Origin of the sequence: Niastella koreensis GR20-10 (genome assembly GCF_000246855.1) — a bacterium.
Taxonomy (GTDB): domain Bacteria; phylum Bacteroidota; class Bacteroidia; order Chitinophagales; family Chitinophagaceae; genus Niastella; species Niastella koreensis.
In genome coordinates this window covers 1,578,310-1,598,265 of record NC_016609.1, presented here as the reverse complement: position 1 = coordinate 1,598,265, position 19,956 = coordinate 1,578,310, and the positions used below count along the sequence as shown (strand labels likewise).

At 46.1% G+C, this 19,956-nt stretch carries 16 protein-coding genes; 8 read left to right on the top strand and 8 right to left on the bottom strand.

The genetic code is table 11. From position 1 onward, the window contains the following. Positions 1-31: 31 nt before the first annotated feature. From NIAKO_RS06425 to NIAKO_RS06395, 7 genes are all read right to left on the bottom strand, one after another. On the bottom strand, positions 32-673 hold the full coding sequence (locus tag NIAKO_RS06425) for an alanyl-tRNA editing protein (protein WP_041348114.1): 642 nt from the start codon (positions 671-673) through the stop codon (positions 32-34). A gap of 19 nt (positions 674-692) precedes the next feature. After that, positions 693-1,394: an ATP-binding cassette domain-containing protein gene (locus NIAKO_RS06420; RefSeq protein ID WP_049815472.1), complete on the bottom strand. Its 702-nt coding sequence runs from the start codon at positions 1,392-1,394 to the stop codon at positions 693-695. Positions 1,395-1,401: 7 nt separating this feature from the next. Next, positions 1,402-2,088 carry an ABC transporter ATP-binding protein gene (locus NIAKO_RS06415; RefSeq protein WP_262493762.1) on the bottom strand — a complete coding sequence of 229 codons (687 nt, stop codon included), beginning with the start codon at positions 2,086-2,088 and terminating at the stop codon, positions 1,402-1,404. Between the two features lie 262 nt (positions 2,089-2,350). Next, positions 2,351-3,523 (bottom strand): glycoside hydrolase 5 family protein, encoded by a 1,173-nt coding sequence (locus tag NIAKO_RS06410; protein ID WP_014217590.1) that lies wholly within the window; start codon positions 3,521-3,523, stop codon positions 2,351-2,353. Between the two features lie 19 nt (positions 3,524-3,542). After that, positions 3,543-4,589 carry a glycoside hydrolase family 43 protein gene (locus tag NIAKO_RS06405; RefSeq protein ID WP_107685751.1) on the bottom strand — a complete coding sequence of 349 codons (1,047 nt, stop codon included), beginning with the start codon at positions 4,587-4,589 and terminating at the stop codon, positions 3,543-3,545. A gap of 17 nt (positions 4,590-4,606) precedes the next feature. Further along, complete coding sequence (locus NIAKO_RS06400) at positions 4,607-6,166, bottom strand: RagB/SusD family nutrient uptake outer membrane protein (RefSeq protein ID WP_014217588.1); 1,560 nt, start codon at positions 6,164-6,166, stop codon at positions 4,607-4,609. A gap of 29 nt (positions 6,167-6,195) precedes the next feature. After that, positions 6,196-9,324, bottom strand: a complete 3,129-nt coding sequence (locus NIAKO_RS06395; RefSeq protein ID WP_014217587.1) for a SusC/RagA family TonB-linked outer membrane protein — start codon at positions 9,322-9,324, stop codon at positions 6,196-6,198. Positions 9,325-9,436: 112 nt separating this feature from the next. Between NIAKO_RS06395 and NIAKO_RS06390 the strand changes: the two genes are divergently transcribed. Both NIAKO_RS06390 and NIAKO_RS06385 read left to right on the top strand, forming a co-directional pair. Beyond that, a complete protein-coding gene (locus NIAKO_RS06390) occupies positions 9,437-12,568 on the top strand; it encodes a ligand-binding sensor domain-containing protein (RefSeq protein ID WP_242675535.1) in 3,132 nt (1,043 codons plus the stop codon). 13 nt (positions 12,569-12,581) lie between these two features. Continuing rightward, positions 12,582-13,349 carry a response regulator gene (locus NIAKO_RS06385; protein ID WP_242675536.1) on the top strand — a complete coding sequence of 256 codons (768 nt, stop codon included), beginning with the start codon at positions 12,582-12,584 and terminating at the stop codon, positions 13,347-13,349. Here NIAKO_RS06385 and NIAKO_RS06380 read toward each other — a convergent pair. After that, complete coding sequence (locus NIAKO_RS06380) at positions 13,344-14,312, bottom strand: GlxA family transcriptional regulator (protein WP_014217584.1); 969 nt, start codon at positions 14,310-14,312, stop codon at positions 13,344-13,346. The genes NIAKO_RS06385 and NIAKO_RS06380 overlap by 6 nt on opposite strands. 111 nt (positions 14,313-14,423) lie before the next feature. Here NIAKO_RS06380 and NIAKO_RS06375 point away from each other — a divergent pair, with 111 nt between their 5' ends. The 6 genes from NIAKO_RS06375 (at position 14,424) to NIAKO_RS06350 (ending at position 19,951) form a co-directional block, all read left to right on the top strand. After that, a complete protein-coding gene (locus tag NIAKO_RS06375; RefSeq protein WP_014217583.1) occupies positions 14,424-14,849 on the top strand; it encodes a VOC family protein in 426 nt (141 codons plus the stop codon). Positions 14,850-14,861: 12 nt separating this feature from the next. Continuing rightward, positions 14,862-15,227, top strand: a complete 366-nt coding sequence (locus NIAKO_RS06370) for a DoxX family protein (RefSeq protein WP_014217582.1) — start codon at positions 14,862-14,864, stop codon at positions 15,225-15,227. A 236-nt stretch (positions 15,228-15,463) separates the two neighbouring features. Further along, positions 15,464-16,360, top strand: coding sequence for an AraC family transcriptional regulator (locus NIAKO_RS36455; protein WP_014217581.1), 897 nt, complete (start codon positions 15,464-15,466; stop codon positions 16,358-16,360). A gap of 269 nt (positions 16,361-16,629) precedes the next feature. Then, positions 16,630-17,841, top strand: a complete 1,212-nt coding sequence (gene spt / locus NIAKO_RS06360) for a serine palmitoyltransferase (protein ID WP_014217580.1) — start codon at positions 16,630-16,632, stop codon at positions 17,839-17,841. Beyond that, on the top strand, positions 17,838-18,959 hold the full coding sequence (locus NIAKO_RS06355) for a GNAT family N-acetyltransferase (RefSeq protein ID WP_014217579.1): 1,122 nt from the start codon (positions 17,838-17,840) through the stop codon (positions 18,957-18,959). The genes spt and NIAKO_RS06355 overlap by 4 nt, the downstream gene beginning before the upstream one ends. After that, positions 18,956-19,951: an NAD-dependent epimerase/dehydratase family protein gene (locus NIAKO_RS06350; protein ID WP_014217578.1), complete on the top strand. Its 996-nt coding sequence runs from the start codon at positions 18,956-18,958 to the stop codon at positions 19,949-19,951. The genes NIAKO_RS06355 and NIAKO_RS06350 overlap by 4 nt, the downstream gene beginning before the upstream one ends. The last annotated feature ends 5 nt before the right edge of the window (positions 19,952-19,956 follow it).

The following is a 19,956-nucleotide window of genomic DNA, read 5'->3' as shown; positions in this document are numbered from 1 at the left end:
AATCTTTCAAAAGTTTCTGGTCTGGTAGTTGTTAAGTCAGGTATATTTCTATGCGTTCCTTGTTCTTACCCTGCCGGTTGCGCTTCAGCTGGATGGGGCCTATTTCCCCGGTTGTCTTGATATGCGTTCCACCACAAGGAACCTGGCCAAATCCTTCGATTCTCCAGTACCTTACTTCATTTACAGGATCACTAAAAGCGCTTTCTATGGGTAGATCGGCATCGATAATTTCTTTTGCTTTAGCTGTGAGTAAGGGAAACATTTCCGAAATATTGTTCTCCCAGATGAAGTCTAGTCTTGATTTTTCAGTAGTAATATTGGCGCCAATCTTTACCGGACATCCGAAATGCTGATTGACAAGCTCAAGAATGATCTCTGCTGCAAAGTGAAGTTTCATGAGTTTGTATCTGGCGTCCCAGTCTATTTCAATACGAACCTCATCGCCCGCCTGCAGGGCATGGCCTTCTTCGAGTATATAATAAATTTCCTTACCTTCTTTCCTGGCTGTAATGATCTTATATCCGTTCATGGTACCTGTATCAGATTGCTGTCCACCTGAAAAGGCGTAAGCAATGGTCTCGAACAGGGTGATCACCCCGTTCTCCACTGATTTTACATGAGTGACGAGCGAGGTCTGATAAGGATCATCCCAGAACAACTTCCTGACCGTCATGATCATTCAACATTTTTGTTTATAAAAAAATAGGCTGCAGGCTGTTGATATCAAACCCTTTCTTAATTGCAACATCGCTGAACATCCTGCCGAGCTTTAAACCGATGACCCTATCGGCGATAGCAGTACATTCCCGCACACGGTGCTCCACGATAAGCAACGTAATACCTTTTTCTCTGCCCAGCATCTTCAGTTGATGAGAAATAAAGGTTATGTTGTGTGCAGACAAACCACCAAATGGCTCGTCGTACAGGATCATAGCCGGCTGGTGAAGCGTAGCCATAGCCAACACCAGTAATTGCCGTTCGCCGCCACTCAGCCTCATCGGTGTTCTGTTCAATAATTTCCCTAATACGTCAAACGACGCCAATGTTTTGGCTATCCGTTCTTTTGCTATTTTCTTGCCAAGCGTCAAGCCTGCCATTTGTAAGTTCTCCCGCACGGTAAGGTCTTCAAAAAGGTTGTTTTTTTGAGGTATATACAACAAACCCTTTTTCAGCAATTCGCTCGCCGAGCTGCCGGTAATTATCTCTCCATTGAATGTTATTTTGCCTTCACTCCACAAAGGCAGCATGCCGAAAATGGTTTTTAGTAAAGTGGACTTACCACTGCCATTACTGCCCGCCAGCATTACGATTTCCCCTCTGTTTATGTTGAAAGAAATGCCGGAAAGCACTTCTTTCTTTTGATAACCGGTCGATACATTTAATACTGTCAACATGCTTTTTTCAGGTATATGCATCCATCACTTGCTTATCCTTACGAAAAACTTCCACATTCTTAAAAACAGTGATTTTGCCTTCGTGAAGAAAAAATATGCTATCTGCAATCTCCGACACGAACTCAATATTGTGTTCAATGAAAAAGATAGTCTTGCCTTCTTCTTTTAACTGCCGGATAATCATAGCTATCTTTCTGCGGTATTCGGGCTGAATGCCGGCTACTACTTCATCCAGCAGTAACATGGATGCACCATTGGCTACGCAGCAGGCCAGCGAAAGAAGCTTTTGCTGGCCATAAGATATTTCAGCTATCCGGGCATGCTTTACCTGGCTGAGAAAAAAGCGTTCACATAATTCATACGCTTTTTCCTGCAAGGGACGATAGCTGGCGCGATATAAAAATCCTGGAAGAAGAGCCTTACCCCAATGATCAGTTTTATTGCCTGGCATAGCGAGAATAAGGTTTTCCAATACAGTCAATCTGCCGATCAGGCGAACATGCTGGAAAGTCCTTCCTATACCCATCCGGTTTCTTTGAAAGGGCGGAAGCGAAGTTATTTTCTCCGTATTGAAAACGATTTCCCCATGGGCCGGCCGGATAAAACCTGTAATGAGATTGAACAGGGTTGTCTTACCCGCGCCATTGCTTCCCAACAACGCATACACACTTCCCTTCTCCATCGAAAAAGTTATGTTGTCAAGTAGTGGCTTCGTAGCATTAAAGCCAAAAACTATATTTTTAAGACTGATTATCAGGGCTCAATTAATATTTAGCGATAACCCAATATATATAACGTCCTAAATGTACCGTGTTTTGATTGCCTATTATACCGTTAAAACACCCATTTCTTTCAACTAAAGTCAAAACGGGTGTTTTAACGGGTAATAAAAAAAGCCCCCCGATACATCGGGGAGCCTCGTTTGTGAATTATCCGATCCTGAAATCTATCTTAAGTTATTTTCCTGTTTCCTGTTTTATAAACGCTACTTCTTCCGCTTTATAAGGCGTACCATCCTTCCGGAAAATATCATGGAACCACAACGGCGGTTCGCTGTGATAAGCTTTTTTCCAGCTGTCCCAGGGAAAAATGGTCTGTGATTTGCCATTTACAAAACCCCAGTTGATCATGGCCACTTTATGTTTTTTACCTATGGGTAAACAGTTTTGAAAGGTGCTTTTAGTGGGTCTGGCCATATACTCGGTGCAAAATAACGGTTTGCCGTAACGCTGCAATTGATTTATTTTCTGTTCCAGCCGCGCCGAATCATCATAACAGTGAAACGACAACACATCCGATTCTTCCAGCTGCACTTTTTCCATCGGCTTCAGCGTGCTGTCTGCCGCCCAGTTACCAGCCCAGATGCCCGAAGTAAGCGGCTGGGTGGGATTGGCCGCACGCGCCCAGGCAAATGTTTTTTTCAACAGGGGCAGTACTACGGCTGCTTTGTTGGGTATTTCCACTTTTATATAAGCCGGGTCATTGGTATTGTCCGGCTCATTCCAAACATCCCACATAATGATGCGGGAGTCACTGGCAAAATGCCCAACCACCGCCTTTACATATTTTTCCAGCATGGGGTATTGCGTAGAGTCTTTCAAAATGTTTTCCCCCGGACTTTGCACCCAGCCGGAATTGTGCACAAACGGTACCGGTGCATGCTGCGTACCTGCCTTGGGGAATGGGTCCCAGACCGAATCAAAAATAGTAAACATGATTTTGATATGGTGCTTATCGGCAATCTGTAGCAGGGTATTCATACGGTCATAAAAGCCGGACGAATCATTTTGCCAAACCAGGTTGTGCAGGAACACCCGCATGATATTCATGCCCAGTGATTCGGCCCAGCCAAATTCTTTATCGATGGTTGCGGTATCGAACGTTTCTTTTTGCCACATCTCCAACTGGTTCATGGCCGTACTGGGTAAAAAATTCGCCCCCACAAACCAGGGCTGGCTGGCAAACCAGCTGGTAGCCTGTTGCGCACTCCAGGTTGTTCGTGTTGCGGTGCTATCCGTTGCAGCAACCTTTTCTTTTTCGGGCGACGATGCAGGACCGCCGCAGGCCGTCATGATGGCTACCAGTAGAACTGTGGTGATAAAAGCAAGATAATTTTTCCGTCTGATCATACTTGTTATTTGTTTGAACTTATTCGCCTGATGGTTTTTTAATTTGTACCCCGGTTCCTACAGGAACGCCAAAGTTAGGGGTACCATCAGTATTCCAGCCTACTTTTTGCATCCGGGGGTTTCGCTGATCGCCGCATCCCTGTCCGCTGGCTGAATTGGCGTGGTAAATGATCCAGTCTTCTTTGCCATCCGGCGATTTAAAGAACCCGTTATGGCCCGGACCAAACGCATTTCCACTGGTGTTTTTGGTAAAAACAGGGTTGGCCGATTTTGTCCAGTCTGCCGCGTTCAGCGGGTCGCCGCCGGGTTTTAACGTCAGCATGCCTAAACAATAATCATCTGTCCAGCACCCGTTGGCCGAATACGTAAGAAAAAGATTGCCACTGCTGTTGAACAGGGCTTCGGGCCCTTCGTTCACAAATACATTGGTGCTGATCTTCTCCCAGGGATAGGTGGGTTTTGAAATCAATACCCTGCTGCCCAATGTATACGCATCCTGCATTTTTGCAATATAAATATCCTGCTCGCCATCGCTGTTCCCCTGCCAGCCGCTCCAGGCCGCATAGTTACTGCCGTTATACGTAAAGATGGTGGCATCGATGGCCCACTTGTCGGCAGTTTCCATCAGTTTGCCTTTAAATACCCAGGTGCCGACATTCATGGGATCGGCCGCCGCATTCTCCAGCACATAGATGCGGTGGGTGCTGTTGATGCCCGCACTGTCGGCCGCAAAATAAATATACCATTTATTGTTCACGAAATGCAACTCGGGCGCCCAGATGTCGGTTGACCAGGCCATCCCTGCGGGGGGTGTCCAAACCGTTACCGGCGAGGCATTCGACAATTTATCCAGGTATTGTGTTTTGGAAATGGCCAGCCGGTTGCCGAGTGTACGCATGAAATAATAATAGCCATCTTTTTGCAGCACCCACGGATCGGGCCCTGACGATAACAATGGATTGGTAAAAGTAGTATCTGCTTTGGGCGGTTGTTCGCCTCCTCCACCCGACCCGCCGCGTGAGCAGGCGATGAGCGCCATAAAGGAAATAAAAAAGATTGTTTTCATCTGCACATTTAATTTAATTACCATCCCGGATTTTGTTTCAGGTTCGGGTTTACATCTCTGTCATATTGTGGAATAGGCAACAGGGCATATTTGTCCTGGTAATTGGCAAAGCCTGCGTCCCTGGCCGCCAGCGCTGTACTCAGGTCACCCCACCTTACCAGGTCTTCCCAGCGATGTCCTTCGCCGCATAATTCGGTTACGCGCTCATGTTTTAGCTGCGCCAGAAACTGGGATTGCGAAAGGCCTGGCTTTGCGGTGCTGAGCGTAGGTAACCCCGCTCTTGCCCGTACTTTGTCTACATAGGCATAAGCCTGCGTGGTTTGCCCCTGCGCATTCAATGCTTCGGCATACAACAACAGGATATCTGCATACCGAAGGTAACGGTAATTGTTACCTGAATGAAAGTATTCATAGTTAATGATGGCATCATCTAAAAACTTGCGGAAGTAAACGGTATGCGTGGTGGCCACGGCAATAGGATCGCCGCTTACATTGCTATAGTTGCGGGAAGAAAAGCTTTGTCCATAGATCATGCTGAAATCCGGGCCTCTTACATCGGTGGAATCATACAGGAAACTGGCATCCACGCGCGGGTCCCTGCCACCACTGTTTGTTTTCTCCACCAGGAACTCCCATACACACCAGCGGCGGGCCTGCCCATCGGTAAACCCAATGGGCCGCGGCGCGAAGAAAGGTGGTATAGAGGTACCATAGTTCAGGTTGTCTGAATTGCCCTGCGTATCATCATCATGGTTATCTGTAGTGTTCACCGCGTTCTGGATCTCAAATACCGATTCAGTATTGTTTTCCGAAGCTTCCACGAAATTATCGCGGTAGTTTGTTACAAGGCGGTAGATGTTTTTTCCATTGCCATTGATCAGCCAGTCGAATGCCTGTTGCGCCTTTGCATAGTCGTGCATTTGCATGTAACATTTACCCAGCATGCCGTAGGCGGCCCCTTTGGTAGCGCGCCCCACATTGGCGCCGTCATAGGTTTCGGGCAAGGCGGCTGCGGCATCGGTGAAATCTTTTTCTGCCTGTGCATACACATCAGCCTGCTGAGTGGTGCCCGGATAATCGGTAGGCGTTGACGTTTTTAAGAGCACCGGTACATTTCCCCACAAAGTGGCGAGGTAGTAATAAAAGAATCCCCGCAGGAATTTTGCCTCCCCGAGGTATTGCGCTTTCAGGGTATTGTCCATTGAAATGTTCGGCACATTGTCCAACACCTGATTGGCCCGGTTGATGCCCATATACAGATCATACCAAACCGTGGTAGCTTCCCACAAATTATAGTTGGTTACATTGAATACATCAAAATTGTTTATCAGTGTAGAGTTGGGACTGGTGCTGAACCCTTCATCCGAGCGCACAATGGTCATAAAAAACTGGTTACGGCAAAACCCCACGCGGTGAAAGGTGCTGTAAATGCTGTTGACGCCGGTTTGTGCATCGGTAGCCGTTTTCCAGAAATTATTGATCGTCGGGTTATTGGGATTGTCAATTTCCAGGTCTTTTTTACAGGCGCTGAAAATGACCGGCAACGTTAGTATGGTGAAGATGATAAATTTTTTCATTGCTTAGTATTTTATATGGCAAAAGCAGATCACAGATCGATATTTACCCCGGCTGAAAAAATGCGGCTGGATGGCCAAAACCCTGAATCAAGACCGCGCATGCCCAGGTTGCTATTGGAAATATCCGGATCAAGGCCTTTATATTTGGTAATGGTCAACAGGTTTTGTGCACTGATGAAAACCCTGGCTGTATGGAATTTTATTTTACTGGTCCAGGCAGCCGGTAATGAATACCCTATTTCCAGGTTACGGAGCCGCACATAGGAACCGTTCTCCAGCCAGCGATTGGTTTCGCCCATATTATTTACCGATACAGTGGGATCGTTGCCATTGTCTACCGCCAGCCTGGGATCGGTACCGCCGGGATTGGTGGGCGACCAGGGATTGATGTCTTTTCTGAAATTGGTCAATTGATAATTATCTATAGCGCGCCGCACGTCGTCATAGATCTTATTGCCGAATACACCTACCAGTTGCATATTGAGCGAGAAATTTTTATAGCTGGCATTGAACTGTAAACCGGTTTGCAGCGAAGGCCATGGGGAGCCGGCAAACGTTCTGTCCTGGTCATTGATCAGCCCATCGCCATTGGCATCCACATACCGGATATCGCCGGGTTTGGCATTCGGTTGAATGATGGTGCCTGCTTTATTTTTATAGGCGTCGATCTCCCCCTGATTCTGAAAGATGCCATCTGTTTTAATCACATACCACGATGCCATGGCATGACCTACCTGTGAGCGGACGAAATTAGCAGGCTCCAGGTAATCGATCGCATGTCCGTTGACATCCACCCCCTGGTTTCCTACCGATAATACTTTGTTTTTGATGGTAGTGAAATTGCCGCTAACATCCCATTTCAATGCGTGGTTATAATTTTTGTAGGTTACAGCCATCTCAATGCCGGTATTGCGGATAGAACCTGTGTTTACATAAGGGCTGCCCGCGCTGCCCAGGTATTGCGGCAGGGGCACCAGCACCAGCACATCTTTTGAGAGCGAGCGGTACCAGTCTACTGACACGGCCAATGCATTGTTAAACAACTGGGCATCGGCGCCCACGTTTGTTTGCAGGCGGGTTTCCCATCTTAAATTTGGATTGGTGATCACCGCCTGGTAAGCCCCTACCTGGGGCGTTTGTCCGGTGCCGTAAATAGCCCGTGGATCTGTATTGAGATAACCTATATACTGCCAGGCAGTCAACACATCGCTGAAGCCCAGTTTGCCATAAGAACCGCGCAATTTGAGGTCTTTTATCCAGTCTACGTTAAAGAAGTCTTCTTTGCTGATCCTCCAACCCAATGCGGCGGAAGGGAAATACCCGGTGCGGTAATTGGGGCCAAACCGCGAATCCTGGTCAATTCTGCCGGAGACGGTCAGCAGGTATTTGTCGGCATAGGCGTAATTGACGCGGCCCAGCCAGCCATGGTTTCTCCATTTATTGTTCAACCCGCCGCTGGCGGCCGGTGCGCCCAAAGCAGAACCTATGGTAGTGAACAAGTTTCCGTTCACATCCTGCAACAGGTTTTTGGAAGCATTCGTATAGTCACGTCCCTGATCGGCCCGGGAAAAACCCGCTACCCCGTTGATAGCGTGCAGCCCGAAAGTTTTATTGAAGTTTAATGTGTGCTCCATCAGGAAATTCACGTATCGCGACCGGCCTTCACTTACAAATGTTTGCGGCGGCTGGTTGGTATAGCGCCACACGCCTGTATCGCGCACTTCCTTGGTATAGTCGAAGCTGGTTTCCAAACCCACATTGAATTTATAGTCGAGCCACGGAGTCAACTTTACACCCAGGTATGCATTGCCTACAATTTTTGCGTAGCTGAAGTTCACTTTATCCAACGCTACATTGGCCAGGTAGTTGTTGGCATAAGTTGGATTATTGGAAGAACCCAGTCCCCAGCCGCCGGGATTGGCGGGGTACAGGTTGGCATCTTTATATTGATCACCCTGCACCATGATAGTGGGCAACATCTGCGCCGAATTGTAGAAGGCGTTCACGCCCCCACCCGGGTACTTACCATTACTGAGGCTTAACAGCATATTTTCGCCTACCGTAACAATGCCCTTTTTTACTTCGGTATTGAGGCGCATGCTTCCCCGGTTAAAACCGTTCCCTGCCACGGTTCCTTCGTTGGAGTAATAGCCGCCCGATAAATAATAGTTACCGCCGCCCGAACCTCCTGAAATGGAAGCATTATAATCCTGGTAAGCCGCCTGCTGGTAGGTGGCTTTTTGCCAGTCGGTGTTAATGGTATTGTTGTTCAGTTGAGCGGTTACATCTGCTGGCAGCGCCACGGCGGAATTGGCGTATTCCTGCTTTACCGTTTGCAGGTATTGCGGCGCACTCATCATGTCCCAGGTTTTATGCAGCTGTTGAATTCCGTATTTAGCGGAAGCAGTTACTCTGGGTTCGCCGCTTTTTCCTTTTTTTGTGGTGATTAAGATGACCCCGTTGCCTGCACGCGATCCATAAATAGCAGAAGCCGAAGCATCCTTGAGGATCTGTACGGAGGCGATATCATCGGGATTGATGGTTACATTGGCATCTGCGATCATGCCATCGATCACATAGAGCGGATTGGCATTCCCAAAACTACCCACGCCTCTTATTTCAATAGCAGCATTCTGCCCTGGCGCGCCGCCATTTCTTACAGTAACACCGGGCACCAGTCCCTGCAATTGTTCCGCCACAGAACCGGTAGAGATCTTTGTTGCATCCTCCATTTTTACAACACCGGTAGCACCGGTGAGGTCCTTACGGCGAACGGTTTGATAACCGATCACCACCACATCGGCCATCCCGGTTGCCTCAGGCGCCAGTGAAACGTTAATAACAGACCGGCTGCCTGCCTGGATAGTTTGGGTAAGATAGCCAATGTGACTGATCAGCAGCGTTGCATTGGGTTGAACCGTAAGCATGTAATTGCCGGCGGCATCGGTAACGGCTGCGGCAGCAGTACCCTTTTCCTGGATGGTTACACCCGGTACCGGGATACCTGCATCATCAGTTATTTTTCCTTTGATGGAAAGCGTTTGCGAAAAAGTAATGGTGGGAAGAAAAAACAAAAGCAATATGGTGAAAGCGGTGAGCTTATGTGCACGTAGCAACATGAGCATTCCGTACGGCTTTTGTGAAGTCGGACAGTTCATATAGCATTAGTTTAAATTAGCAATCGGTAGCCATAACAAAATTAGGTTTGCTATTTTCTGGTGCGATTTATTTCTGTTCATTTATTCATCAATTTGTCTCATTTTTATACCCTTGAAGAAAAGAATTGCGATATCAATGATTGCCCTGTTGGTATGGTGCGGTGCTTTTTCCCAGCCTTACGACTTTAGAAGTTACCAGGTGGAGAAAGGACTTTCCAACAATACCGTTACCTGTTCGTTCCAGGATAAACGGGGATTTATGTGGTTTGGCACCAAGGATGGCCTGAACCGTTTTGATGGCCGCGGATTTAAAGTATTCCGGCAAATAAATAACGACAGCAACTCCCTCGGCAATAACTCCATCACAAAATTATTACAGGATAAACAAGGTGTGTTGTGGGTAGGTACAGAAAGAGGACTGTACAAATACAATGAAGAAAAGGAAAACTTTTCCCTGTTGAACAACAGCCTTCCCTCCTATATCCAGGGAATCGGAAACGATGGCCATGGCAACCTTTGGTTTATTGCCAGGTTCAGGCTTTTCAAATATGAAAGGGCTGGTTCAACCATCACAGAATATCCAATCAACAATAACGATGATTACTACACGGCCGTTTGCGGTGATACGGCCGGGCACATCTGGGTGGCCAGTGGTCATGGACAACTCGGCTTGTTCAATGAAACAGATGGCCGGTTCATTTGGTATCCACTATTCGCGCATTCCAGGCCGCCCGTGAGTACTTATATAGAAAAGATCTTCGACAGCGGCGAAGGTTTTTTGTTGATAGGCACCAGCAACCAGGGCGTAAAACAATTTGACCTGGCGGTGCATACCTATACCGACATCCTTACTTATAACGAAGATGGCACCGAAATTTTTGTACGCGATTTTATTAAAAGCTCCCGCTATGAATATTGGGTGGGCACCGAAAGCGGCATCTATATTTACGATACCCGGTCGCACAGCGCCCTCAATCTGAAAAAGAGTTATAACAATCCATATGCCTTAACTGATAATGCAATTTACTCGCTCAGCCGCGACCGGGAAGGCGGCTTATGGATCGGCACTTATTTCGGCGGGGTAAATTATTACTCCAACCAGCATCTGCTATTCGAAAAATATTTCCCGCAGACCGGACAAAATTCCATCAGTGGCAATGCGGTGCGGGAAATTGTACAGGACAGCGCCGGTAATTTCTGGATCGGGACCGAAGATGCGGGGCTGAACAAATACAATCCACACACGGGCCGGTTCATCAACTACCAGCCTGGCCAATCGCCTTACAATATTGCACATACTAATATTCATGGGTTGCTGATTGACGGGCATGTTTTATGGATCGGTACTTTTGAACACGGGCTCGACAAAATGGATCTTTGCACCGGGAAAGTTATCCGGCATTATATAGCCGGTGGAGATGCCAACAGCCTGAAAAGTAATTTCGTTTATTCCCTGTATAAAACAAAGGCCGGACAGATCTACCTGGCCACGTCCAATGGCTTTTACCAATATAACCGGGATGCCGACAATTTTCAACTGCTTTCATTTTTACCTTTCAACACTTTTTATTCAGGTGTACTGGAAGACGACCAAGGCACCCTGTGGATAGCCACCTTCAATGCGGGGTTGTTCTTTTACAATCCAACAAAAGAGATCTACGGCCATTACCGGGTGCTGAGCCATGGTGAAGATGCCCTGGTGAAAACACGCATTACCCGTTTGTACCAGGACAGGCAACACAACATCTGGGTCTCCACCGAAAACGGGTTGTACTGCTTTAACCAGGAACGTTCCTTCCTGAAAACTTATTCAGACAAAAACGGGTTGCCCAGCAATTTAATTTACAACACCCTGGAAGATAGACAGGGTAACCTTTTTATCACTACGTCAAAAGGACTTGTGCGATACGATGTTAACCACGGCGCCATTACTATTTTTACCCAGGCCAGCGGGCTGCTGACCGATCAGTTCAATTACAATTCAGGGTTCATGGATGCAGCCGGCAAACTATATTTTGGCAGTGTAAAAGGAATGATCGCGTTCAACCCCGATGGCTTTCAGCCAAACAATTATACACCCCCGGTTTACTTCACCGGCTTCCAGATCTTTAACAAGGAGGCGGCCATCAGTAACCAGGGCTCACCGCTGAACAAATCCATTGTACTTACGCAAAAGATAACGTTGCCGTATAACCAGGCTACTTTCAGCATTGAGTTTTCGGCATTAAGCTTCAGCTCGCCGGCCAACGTGCAATATGCTTATCAAATGCGGGGCATAGACAATGCCTGGAACTATATTGGCGCCAACAACCGGATCTATTTTACCAACCTGCCGCCCAATACGTATCACTTGTCTGTAAAGAGTGGCAGCGGCAATGACAGGTGGAGCAATAATATGGTTAGTATTACTATTGAAATTCTGCCACCCTGGTACAAAAGCACGCTGGCCTACCTGTTATACAGCGCCCTGTTACTGTTAGCGGCTTACCTGATTTTCCGGTTTTATCACAACCGGCAACTGGCCAGGCAACAACGGGAAATGGAATTGTTTGAAATAAAAAAGGAAAAAGAGAGCTACCAGTCCAAAATGGATTTCTTTACCAAGATTGCCCATGAAATCCGTACTCCGCTGACGTTGATAAGGGCCCCCATGGAAAAAATGCTGAAGCAGGTACATGCCCTGCCGCAGTTTGAAAAATACCTGCTGGCGATGAACCGGAATACGGAACGGCTGCTCACCTTAACGAACCAGCTGCTTGACTTCCGGAAAATAGAATCAGACCATTTCCTGGTGAACCCCACCAGTTTCAATGTAACCGAACTGCTCAGGAATGCCTGCGCCATTTTTCAATCGGCAGCCGAGCAGAAAAACCTGCACATGCAGGTTATTGCAACAGCTACTGTTTATGTACAGGCAGATGAAGAGAGCACCATTAAGATCATCAGCAACCTGCTTGACAATGCCGTGAAATATGGTAAATCGAAGATCATCGCAGAAATACAACCTTTAAACCAGCACGACAACTGCGTAACCATCGCTATCAGCAATGATGGCAACCTTATTCCAACCGCATTGCATGATAAAGTATTTGAACCATTTTTCCGGATGAAGGAAACCGAAAAAGCAACCGGTACCGGTATTGGTCTGTCACTCGCCCGTTCGCTTGCGCAATTACAGAAAGGCGATCTGACCATTACAACTGACCGGGGGCTGAATACATTTATTTTTACATTACCTGTTTAATCAGCATATGATAATGGAACAACAAAAGACCACCATACTTATTGTAGATGACAATGAAGAGATCCTCGAATTTCTTTCAGACGATTTGCAGGCAGACTATCATGTGCTTACCGCCCAGGATGGCTCAGCAGCCCTGCAGCAATTACACGAACATATTGTTCACCTGGTGATCAGCGATGTGATGATGGATAAAATGGATGGATTTGAATTATGTCAACGCATGAAAGCCGATTTTGAATTGAGCCATATTCCTATCATCCTCCTAACAGCTAAAAACATCCTGCAATCAAAAATTGAAGGGCTTAAATCGGGGGCAGATGTTTACATAGAAAAACCATTTTCGCCCGAACACCTGAATGCCCAGGTGGCCAGCCTGCTCGAAAACCGCAACCGGCTTAAAGAATATTTTGCCAAAAGTCCGTTGGTGCATATTAAAGGCGTTGCCCACAACCGGATGGATGAAGAGTTTATGGAACAATTACATCAGGTTATTCAAAAAAATATTACAGACCATGACCTGGATGTGGAAAGACTGGCCACTATGATGAATATGAGCCGCCCTACCCTGTACCGGAAAATAAAATCCATCACCGATCTTTCGCCCAATGAAATGATCAACCTGACAAGGTTGAAAATAGCGGCGGAAATGATCAGCCAGGGGAATACCCATATGAATGATATTGCAGAAAAAGTAGGTTATAATTCATTGACCCAGTTTGGCAGGAACTTTCAGAAGCAGTTTAATATGACACCGACTGAATACGCAAAACAGTGGTCATAACGTATTGTATTTATTCCTGTACTCTACAGGTGTTAACCCGGCAACTTTACTGAACACCTCACGAAAAGCGTTCATATCTGTATACCCCACATCGAACATTACTTCGTAGGCTGTTTTTCTGCCGGCTTCCAGTTGCTTTTTAGCTACTTCTATTTTTACCCGTTGAATATATTCAATAATGGAATTATGCGTGGCATTTCTGAACCGCCTTTCAAAGGTCCTTCTGGCCACATTTACTTTACCCGCTAAAGTCTCCACGGTAAATTTTTCGCCATAATGTAATTCAATAAACTCCTGGATGAACAGCACCTCTTTATCGGTATGCTCCTTTTGCCCGTTAAAGATGGCAAATTGAGATTGGCTGTTCCTGCTTATATCCAGGGAAAAATATTTTGAGGCCCAGATGGCAGTCGATTTATCAGTATACTTTTCAACCAGGTGCAATAACAAATTCCAGTATGAGGTAGAGCCGCCGCTTGTATAAATACCTTTCTGTTCAGTAATGATCTTATCATCTACCAGTTTAACTGTGGGGAAATAGGCCCTGAATTCATTGGCATATTGCCAGTGCGTGGCGCAGTCCTTTTCCTTTAACAACCCTGTTGATGCCAGTAAAAAGGAGCCGGTGCAAAGGCTGGCGATCTCTGAACCCAACTGGTAGTTCTGAATAAGCCAGGGATTGAATTTCAGGTTAAAGGTCAGGAGCGGAATAATTTCTTCATTAATGGAGGGTATTATTATCAGATCGGGCCTTTCAACTTCCTGGATCACCGCATCGGTTTTTATCATATAATGCCCATGTACCAGGGAAATTTCCCTTGTGAGGCCTACCAGTTTAACATGGAACACCGGGCTTCCACCCTGCTGACAGAGATACTCATTTACCTTTGAAAACAGGTACCTGGCATCTTCAATGGAAGAGATCAGTGCTTCATGAGGAATGATAATGGAAACCTCCTTCATAAAGTAAATATAGGCGTATTTGGCGCAATCGCCATGCTAGTTTGTCGGATTAACATGCCATGGAAGGGAGATAGCGCCGCTATCTTTGTCCTGTACTAAAAATAACATAATATGATTGTGATTAATCCTTATTTAAATTTTGCAGGCGATACCGAAAAGGCAATGCTGTTTTACAAATCAGTTTTCGGCGGTGACTTCAATGTGTTCGAGAAATTTAAAGACATGCCGGGTGGCGATAAAATTTCTGCAGAAGCGCAGCAAAAAATAATGCACATGTCGTTACCCATGGGTAAACATACTCATTTGCTGGCCTCGGATACGTTAGAATCCATGGGACAAACTTTAACTCCGGGAAACAACTTCACGCTTACCGTAATTACCGAATCTGAGAAAGAAGCCGATAAGATCTTCAATGGCCTTTCTAACGGTGGCCAAATAACGATGGCCATGAATAAAGGTTTCTGGGGAGCTTATGTAGGCATGCTTACTGATAAGTTCGGCATTCAATGGATGATAAGTTTTGATGCGAAAAAATAAAACAGGCACACAATGAAAACCAAAATAGTTTTCTGGGTAACCACCGGTTTTCTTTTCCTGACCCAGGCTTTGATGCCCATCTTCACCACCAATGACAGTACAACAAAGGAAGCAATAACACATTTAGGCTATCCCATTTATTTTATATTAATGTTAGCCATCTTTAAATTACTCGGTGGTCTTGCATTGATTATTCCTCAAATGCCGCTCCGGGTAAAAGAGTGGGCCTATGCAGGTTTTGCCATTGACTTTATTGCAGCCTTTGTAAGTATGACAATTATTGACGGATTGAAAACCGTTAACATCTTTCCTTCCATAGGCTTAACCATTTTAATAATCTCCTATTGGAGTTATTATAAAATAGTTCAGGCCCGTTAAAATAAAAAAGGAGGTCATTCGTCGCCGGTGAATGACCTCCTTTTTAAAAAAAATCAAACAATTGTTTAACTTTTCCGAACAATCAATCAATTCCCAATGTTACTTGCTCGTTAATTTTGATCAAAGAATTGGAACAACTTAAGACTGGACTGCTATGATACTAAAACCTACCTGGCGTATATTATTATATATACCGCGGTTATTTGTGCCTGCTTCATACACCTTAAATTATTTGTATGAAGAGTGTTAGCCCTGTTTACCTGCATTCGATCAAGGATATGAACGACCTTACCGGTCATTCATGGCATATGGAAGGCCTGAAGGTGTTGATAAAAAAGCCGGAGCATACAAAGCCTCACTTTGCACATCCTTTTCGTACAGATTCTTATTGGGTATTGCTGGTTATGGATGATTGTTTAACTATTCAACTGAATGGAGAAGAACATGTTGTAAAAGAAAATGACCTGTTAATCATCCCGCCGCATATGGTGCGTCAGTCGGACGGGGCAACCAATACCTGCAATGCAGCCTGCGTGGCCTTTACGCCAGACTTCCTGTTAGACACAGGCCTTTCTCAAAGACATATAGATCTGTTTGAATTTCTTTTAAACAGCCGCAGTACCCATCTGCACCTGGCTGCTGACGATGCTTCCCGGTTCATGACTCTTATCCTGCTGTTACAGGAAAAGAATTTGTCACAGGACCAACATCCGTTCTCCGCAGATGTAGTACGTCATTTTTTTAATGTGTTCCAGTTTGAACTGGCCGGGCTTTACCACAAATATTCAAACCAGAAAAAAACCGTACACGATCACAAAGAGGAGATCTTATGGAAGTTCCTGGGTTTGTTATCGAAACATATAAAAACGGAACGTAGTTTACTGTTTTATGCCAACAGATTGTATGTAACCCCCAAGTACCTTACCCAAACGGTAAAGAAGATCACCGGCAAAACAGCAGGCAAATATATCGACGACCTGGTAATAGTGGAAGCCAAGAATTTATTGCGCGATCCTTCCCTGAGCATTGCACAGGTAGCGGACCTGCTGTATTTCAGCGATCAGTTTTTCTTTAGCAAATTCTTTAAACGTTATACCGGGATCACCCCTTCCGACTATAGAAAAAGCGTTTAGGCAGATTATTATACATTCCTTTTAGACATAGATCATGCGGCCTATGTGACATGTTATGCCTATATGCTATCATACATTATAGTGACGCAATACAACCCTGGACAGCCTTTTGTTCAGGGAGAAAAACATTTTTTTCAATTCAATAGAGAGCAATACGGATAGAGGAATTTTAGACATATCCCGGAGACTTTTTGACATTGCGCTTGTGTTGTTCTCTTTTCAACTTTGCATCCGAAGATTGGATCATATAAAGTTTGGAAAGTTATTTAATGCGAAATATACTACAGCAAAAGATTGAACTGTTTAAAGATGCAGATCAGATCAGGGAACAAGGGCTATATCCTTATTTCCGCGTGATTGAATCAGGACAGGAAACAGAGGTAACGCTAAACGGCAAACGAGTGTTGATGTTTGGCTCCAACTCTTACCTCGGCCTTACAAACCACCCATTGATAGCAGAAGCGGCCACCAGGGCTATTGAAAAGTATGGCAGCGGTTGTGCAGGTTCCCGGTTTTTAAACGGCACCCTCGACTTACATGTGGAACTGGAAAGCAGGCTGGCAGCTTATACCGGAAAGGAAGACGCTGTTCTTTTCAGCACCGGCTTCCAGGCCAACCTGGGCGTGCTTTCTGCACTGGCAGGCCGTGCAGACGTGTTGTTACTGGATGAGTACGATCATGCCTCTATTATCGATGGCAGCAGGCTTTCGTTCTCCCGGTCTATCAAATACCGTCATAATGATATGGAGGACCTTGAGCACCGGTTGAAGTTACTTCCTGCCAATGCGTTTAAGCTGATTGTTACAGACGGCATTTTCAGTATGGAAGGTGATATCGCCAACCTGCCTGCCATTACCCGCCTGGCAGAAGAATATGGCGCCGCCGTAATGGTAGACGATGCACATGCGTTGGGCGTGATTGGCGCAAATGGCGCGGGTACCGCTTCCCATTTCAACCTCACCAGTGAAACCGACCTGATCATGGGCACCTTCAGCAAGTCGCTGGCTTCACTGGGCGGCTTTGTGGCAGGCGACAAAGAGGTGATCGATTTCCTGAAACACAAAGCCAGGGCGCTTATCTTCAGCGCCAGCATGACACCCGCCTCAACCGCCAGTGTTATAGCGGCCCTCGACATTATAGAACAGGAGCCACAACGCATTCAAAAATTATGGGATAATACCAACCATATGTTGCTGATGCTGCAGGAGCAGGGTTTCGATACAGGCGAAACGCAAAGCCCTATCATTCCGGTACGCATCGGTGATAACTATAAGACCTTTTTGTTTACCAAAGCCCTGCAGGACAAAGGCATTTTTGTAAACCCGGTTGTGTCTCCCGCGGTTCCGTCAGAATCATCCCTGATAAGGCTTTCTCTCATGGCCACCCATTCTTTCAGCCAGATTGAAGAAGCGGTAGAGAAAATGAAAGAAACAGCCCTTTCACTGGGTATTGAACTGAAACTGAAAAAAGAAAGCGCATGACCGGTATAGTAACCGTAAATACAAAAAAGCAGTTAAAGGCTTTCATTGATTTTCCGCATGACCTGTATGCCGATGACAGTAATTATGTGCCTGAGCTGTTTATTGCCCAGCGCGATCTGCTAACCCCGGGCAAGCATCCATTTCACGAGCATTCCAAGGTGCAGTTATTCCTTTATTATAAGGATAACGCCATCGCTGGAAGGATCGCTGCCATCCTGAACAATAATCATAACCGTTTTAATAATACCACCGACGGGTTCTTTGGCTTTTTCGAGAGCACCAACGACCTTACCGTAGCCCTTGCATTATTTAACGAAGCAGAACAATGGCTGTTGGCACAGGGCGCCACTACGATAATTGGTCCGGTGAATCCAACTACCAATGACCCCTGCGGTATGCTGATAGATGGTTTCGACAAACCACCGCTGGCCATGATGACGTATAATAAACCCTATTATACATCCTTGATGGAAGCCATGAGCCTTAAGAAAAAGGTAGACCTGCTGGCCTGGGATATCAGCAAAGAGGAAGTAGATGAACGGCCATTGTTGCTGGAAGAAAGACTGCTGAGCAGGCTTCGCCAGAAGAATATTACCATCAGGCCAGTACGCAAAAAAGACCTTGTAAACGAAGCAAAGCAGGTACGCGAGGTGTACAACGCCGCCTGGGATAAGAACCTGGGGTTTGTACCCATGACTGATAAAGAGTTCGATTACCTGGCAAATGACCTGAAGATGGTGCTGGATGAACAGTTTTGCCTGATAGCCGAACACAATGGCAAACAGATAGGTTTTGCCCTGGCCATTCCCGATATTAACCAGATCCTGATTAAAGTACGTCGCGGAAGGTTACTGCCCACCGGCATCTTCAAGCTGCTGTTCAATATGAAAAAAGTGAACCGCATTCGGGTGCTGGCGCTGGGGGTAAACAAAGAATACCGGAAACTGGGCATTGAAGCCTGTTTTTACGCCGCCATTATAAAACGCACAGGTGAACGAAAAATGAAAGGCGCGGAAGCCTCCTGGATCCTGGAGCACAATGAAATGATGAATAAAGGAATTGAGAGCATCAACGGAAAGGTGTACAAGCGTTACCGTATATATGAAAAACCTTTATGAAAGAAAAGGTATTGATAACGGGAGCCAGCGGCTTCGTAGGTTTTCACCTTATAGAAGAAGCCCTGCGCAGGAACCTGGAGGTGTATGCAGCAGTGAGGAAAGGTAGTGACACCAGACACCTGAAAGAATTTGATCTCCGGTTTTGTGAACTGGATTACACCAGCCCGTCACTGCTGGAAAAACAATTAGTTGACGGCGGTTTCAATTATATCATTCATGCAGCCGGCGCTACCCGGGCCGGTTCGCAGCAACAATATGATACCATCAATGCCGGGTATGCTTTTAACCTGGCCAACGCTGCCGCAGCAGTACCAGGCACGGTACTGAAAAAGTTTGTTTTGATTAGCAGCCTGGCTGCAGTGGGTCCCCTGGACAGCCGGCTTCGGTTGATCACGGAAGACACCATGCCGGCGCCGGTAACTGCTTATGGAAGAAGCAAACTGCTGGCAGAACAAAAGTTAAAGGCACTGCCCTCACTGCCGTTGGTAGTACTGCGGCCTACAGCCGTATATGGTCCGCGGGAACGGGATATTTTTATTATGCTGCGTTCCATCCGTCGTGGCATAGAACCCTACATCGGCCGGGTGGCCGATCAAAAGCTAAGCTTCGTGTATGTGAAGGACCTGGCTTCGGTGGCTATAAATTCGTTATTCCTCACCGTGTCGCAAATGACGTTCAATATTTCCGATGGCGGGAACTATGACCAATATGAGCTCGCCACGCTTTCCAAACAAATACTGAACAAAAAAACTATACGATTTCACCTGCCATATAACGTGGTCAAAGGAATGGCCTTTGCCCTGGAAAAATGGAGTGGCTGGCGTGGAAAAACGCCGGTGCTTAACCGGGAAAAGCTGCATGAACTAACAGCCATCAGCTGGCAATGCAGTATTGAAAAAGCAAAAATGCACCTGCATTATCGTCCGCAATATTCTTTGGAGCAGGGGCTCAGGGAAACATTGCAATGGTACCGTTCAAACAAGTGGTTATAATTATA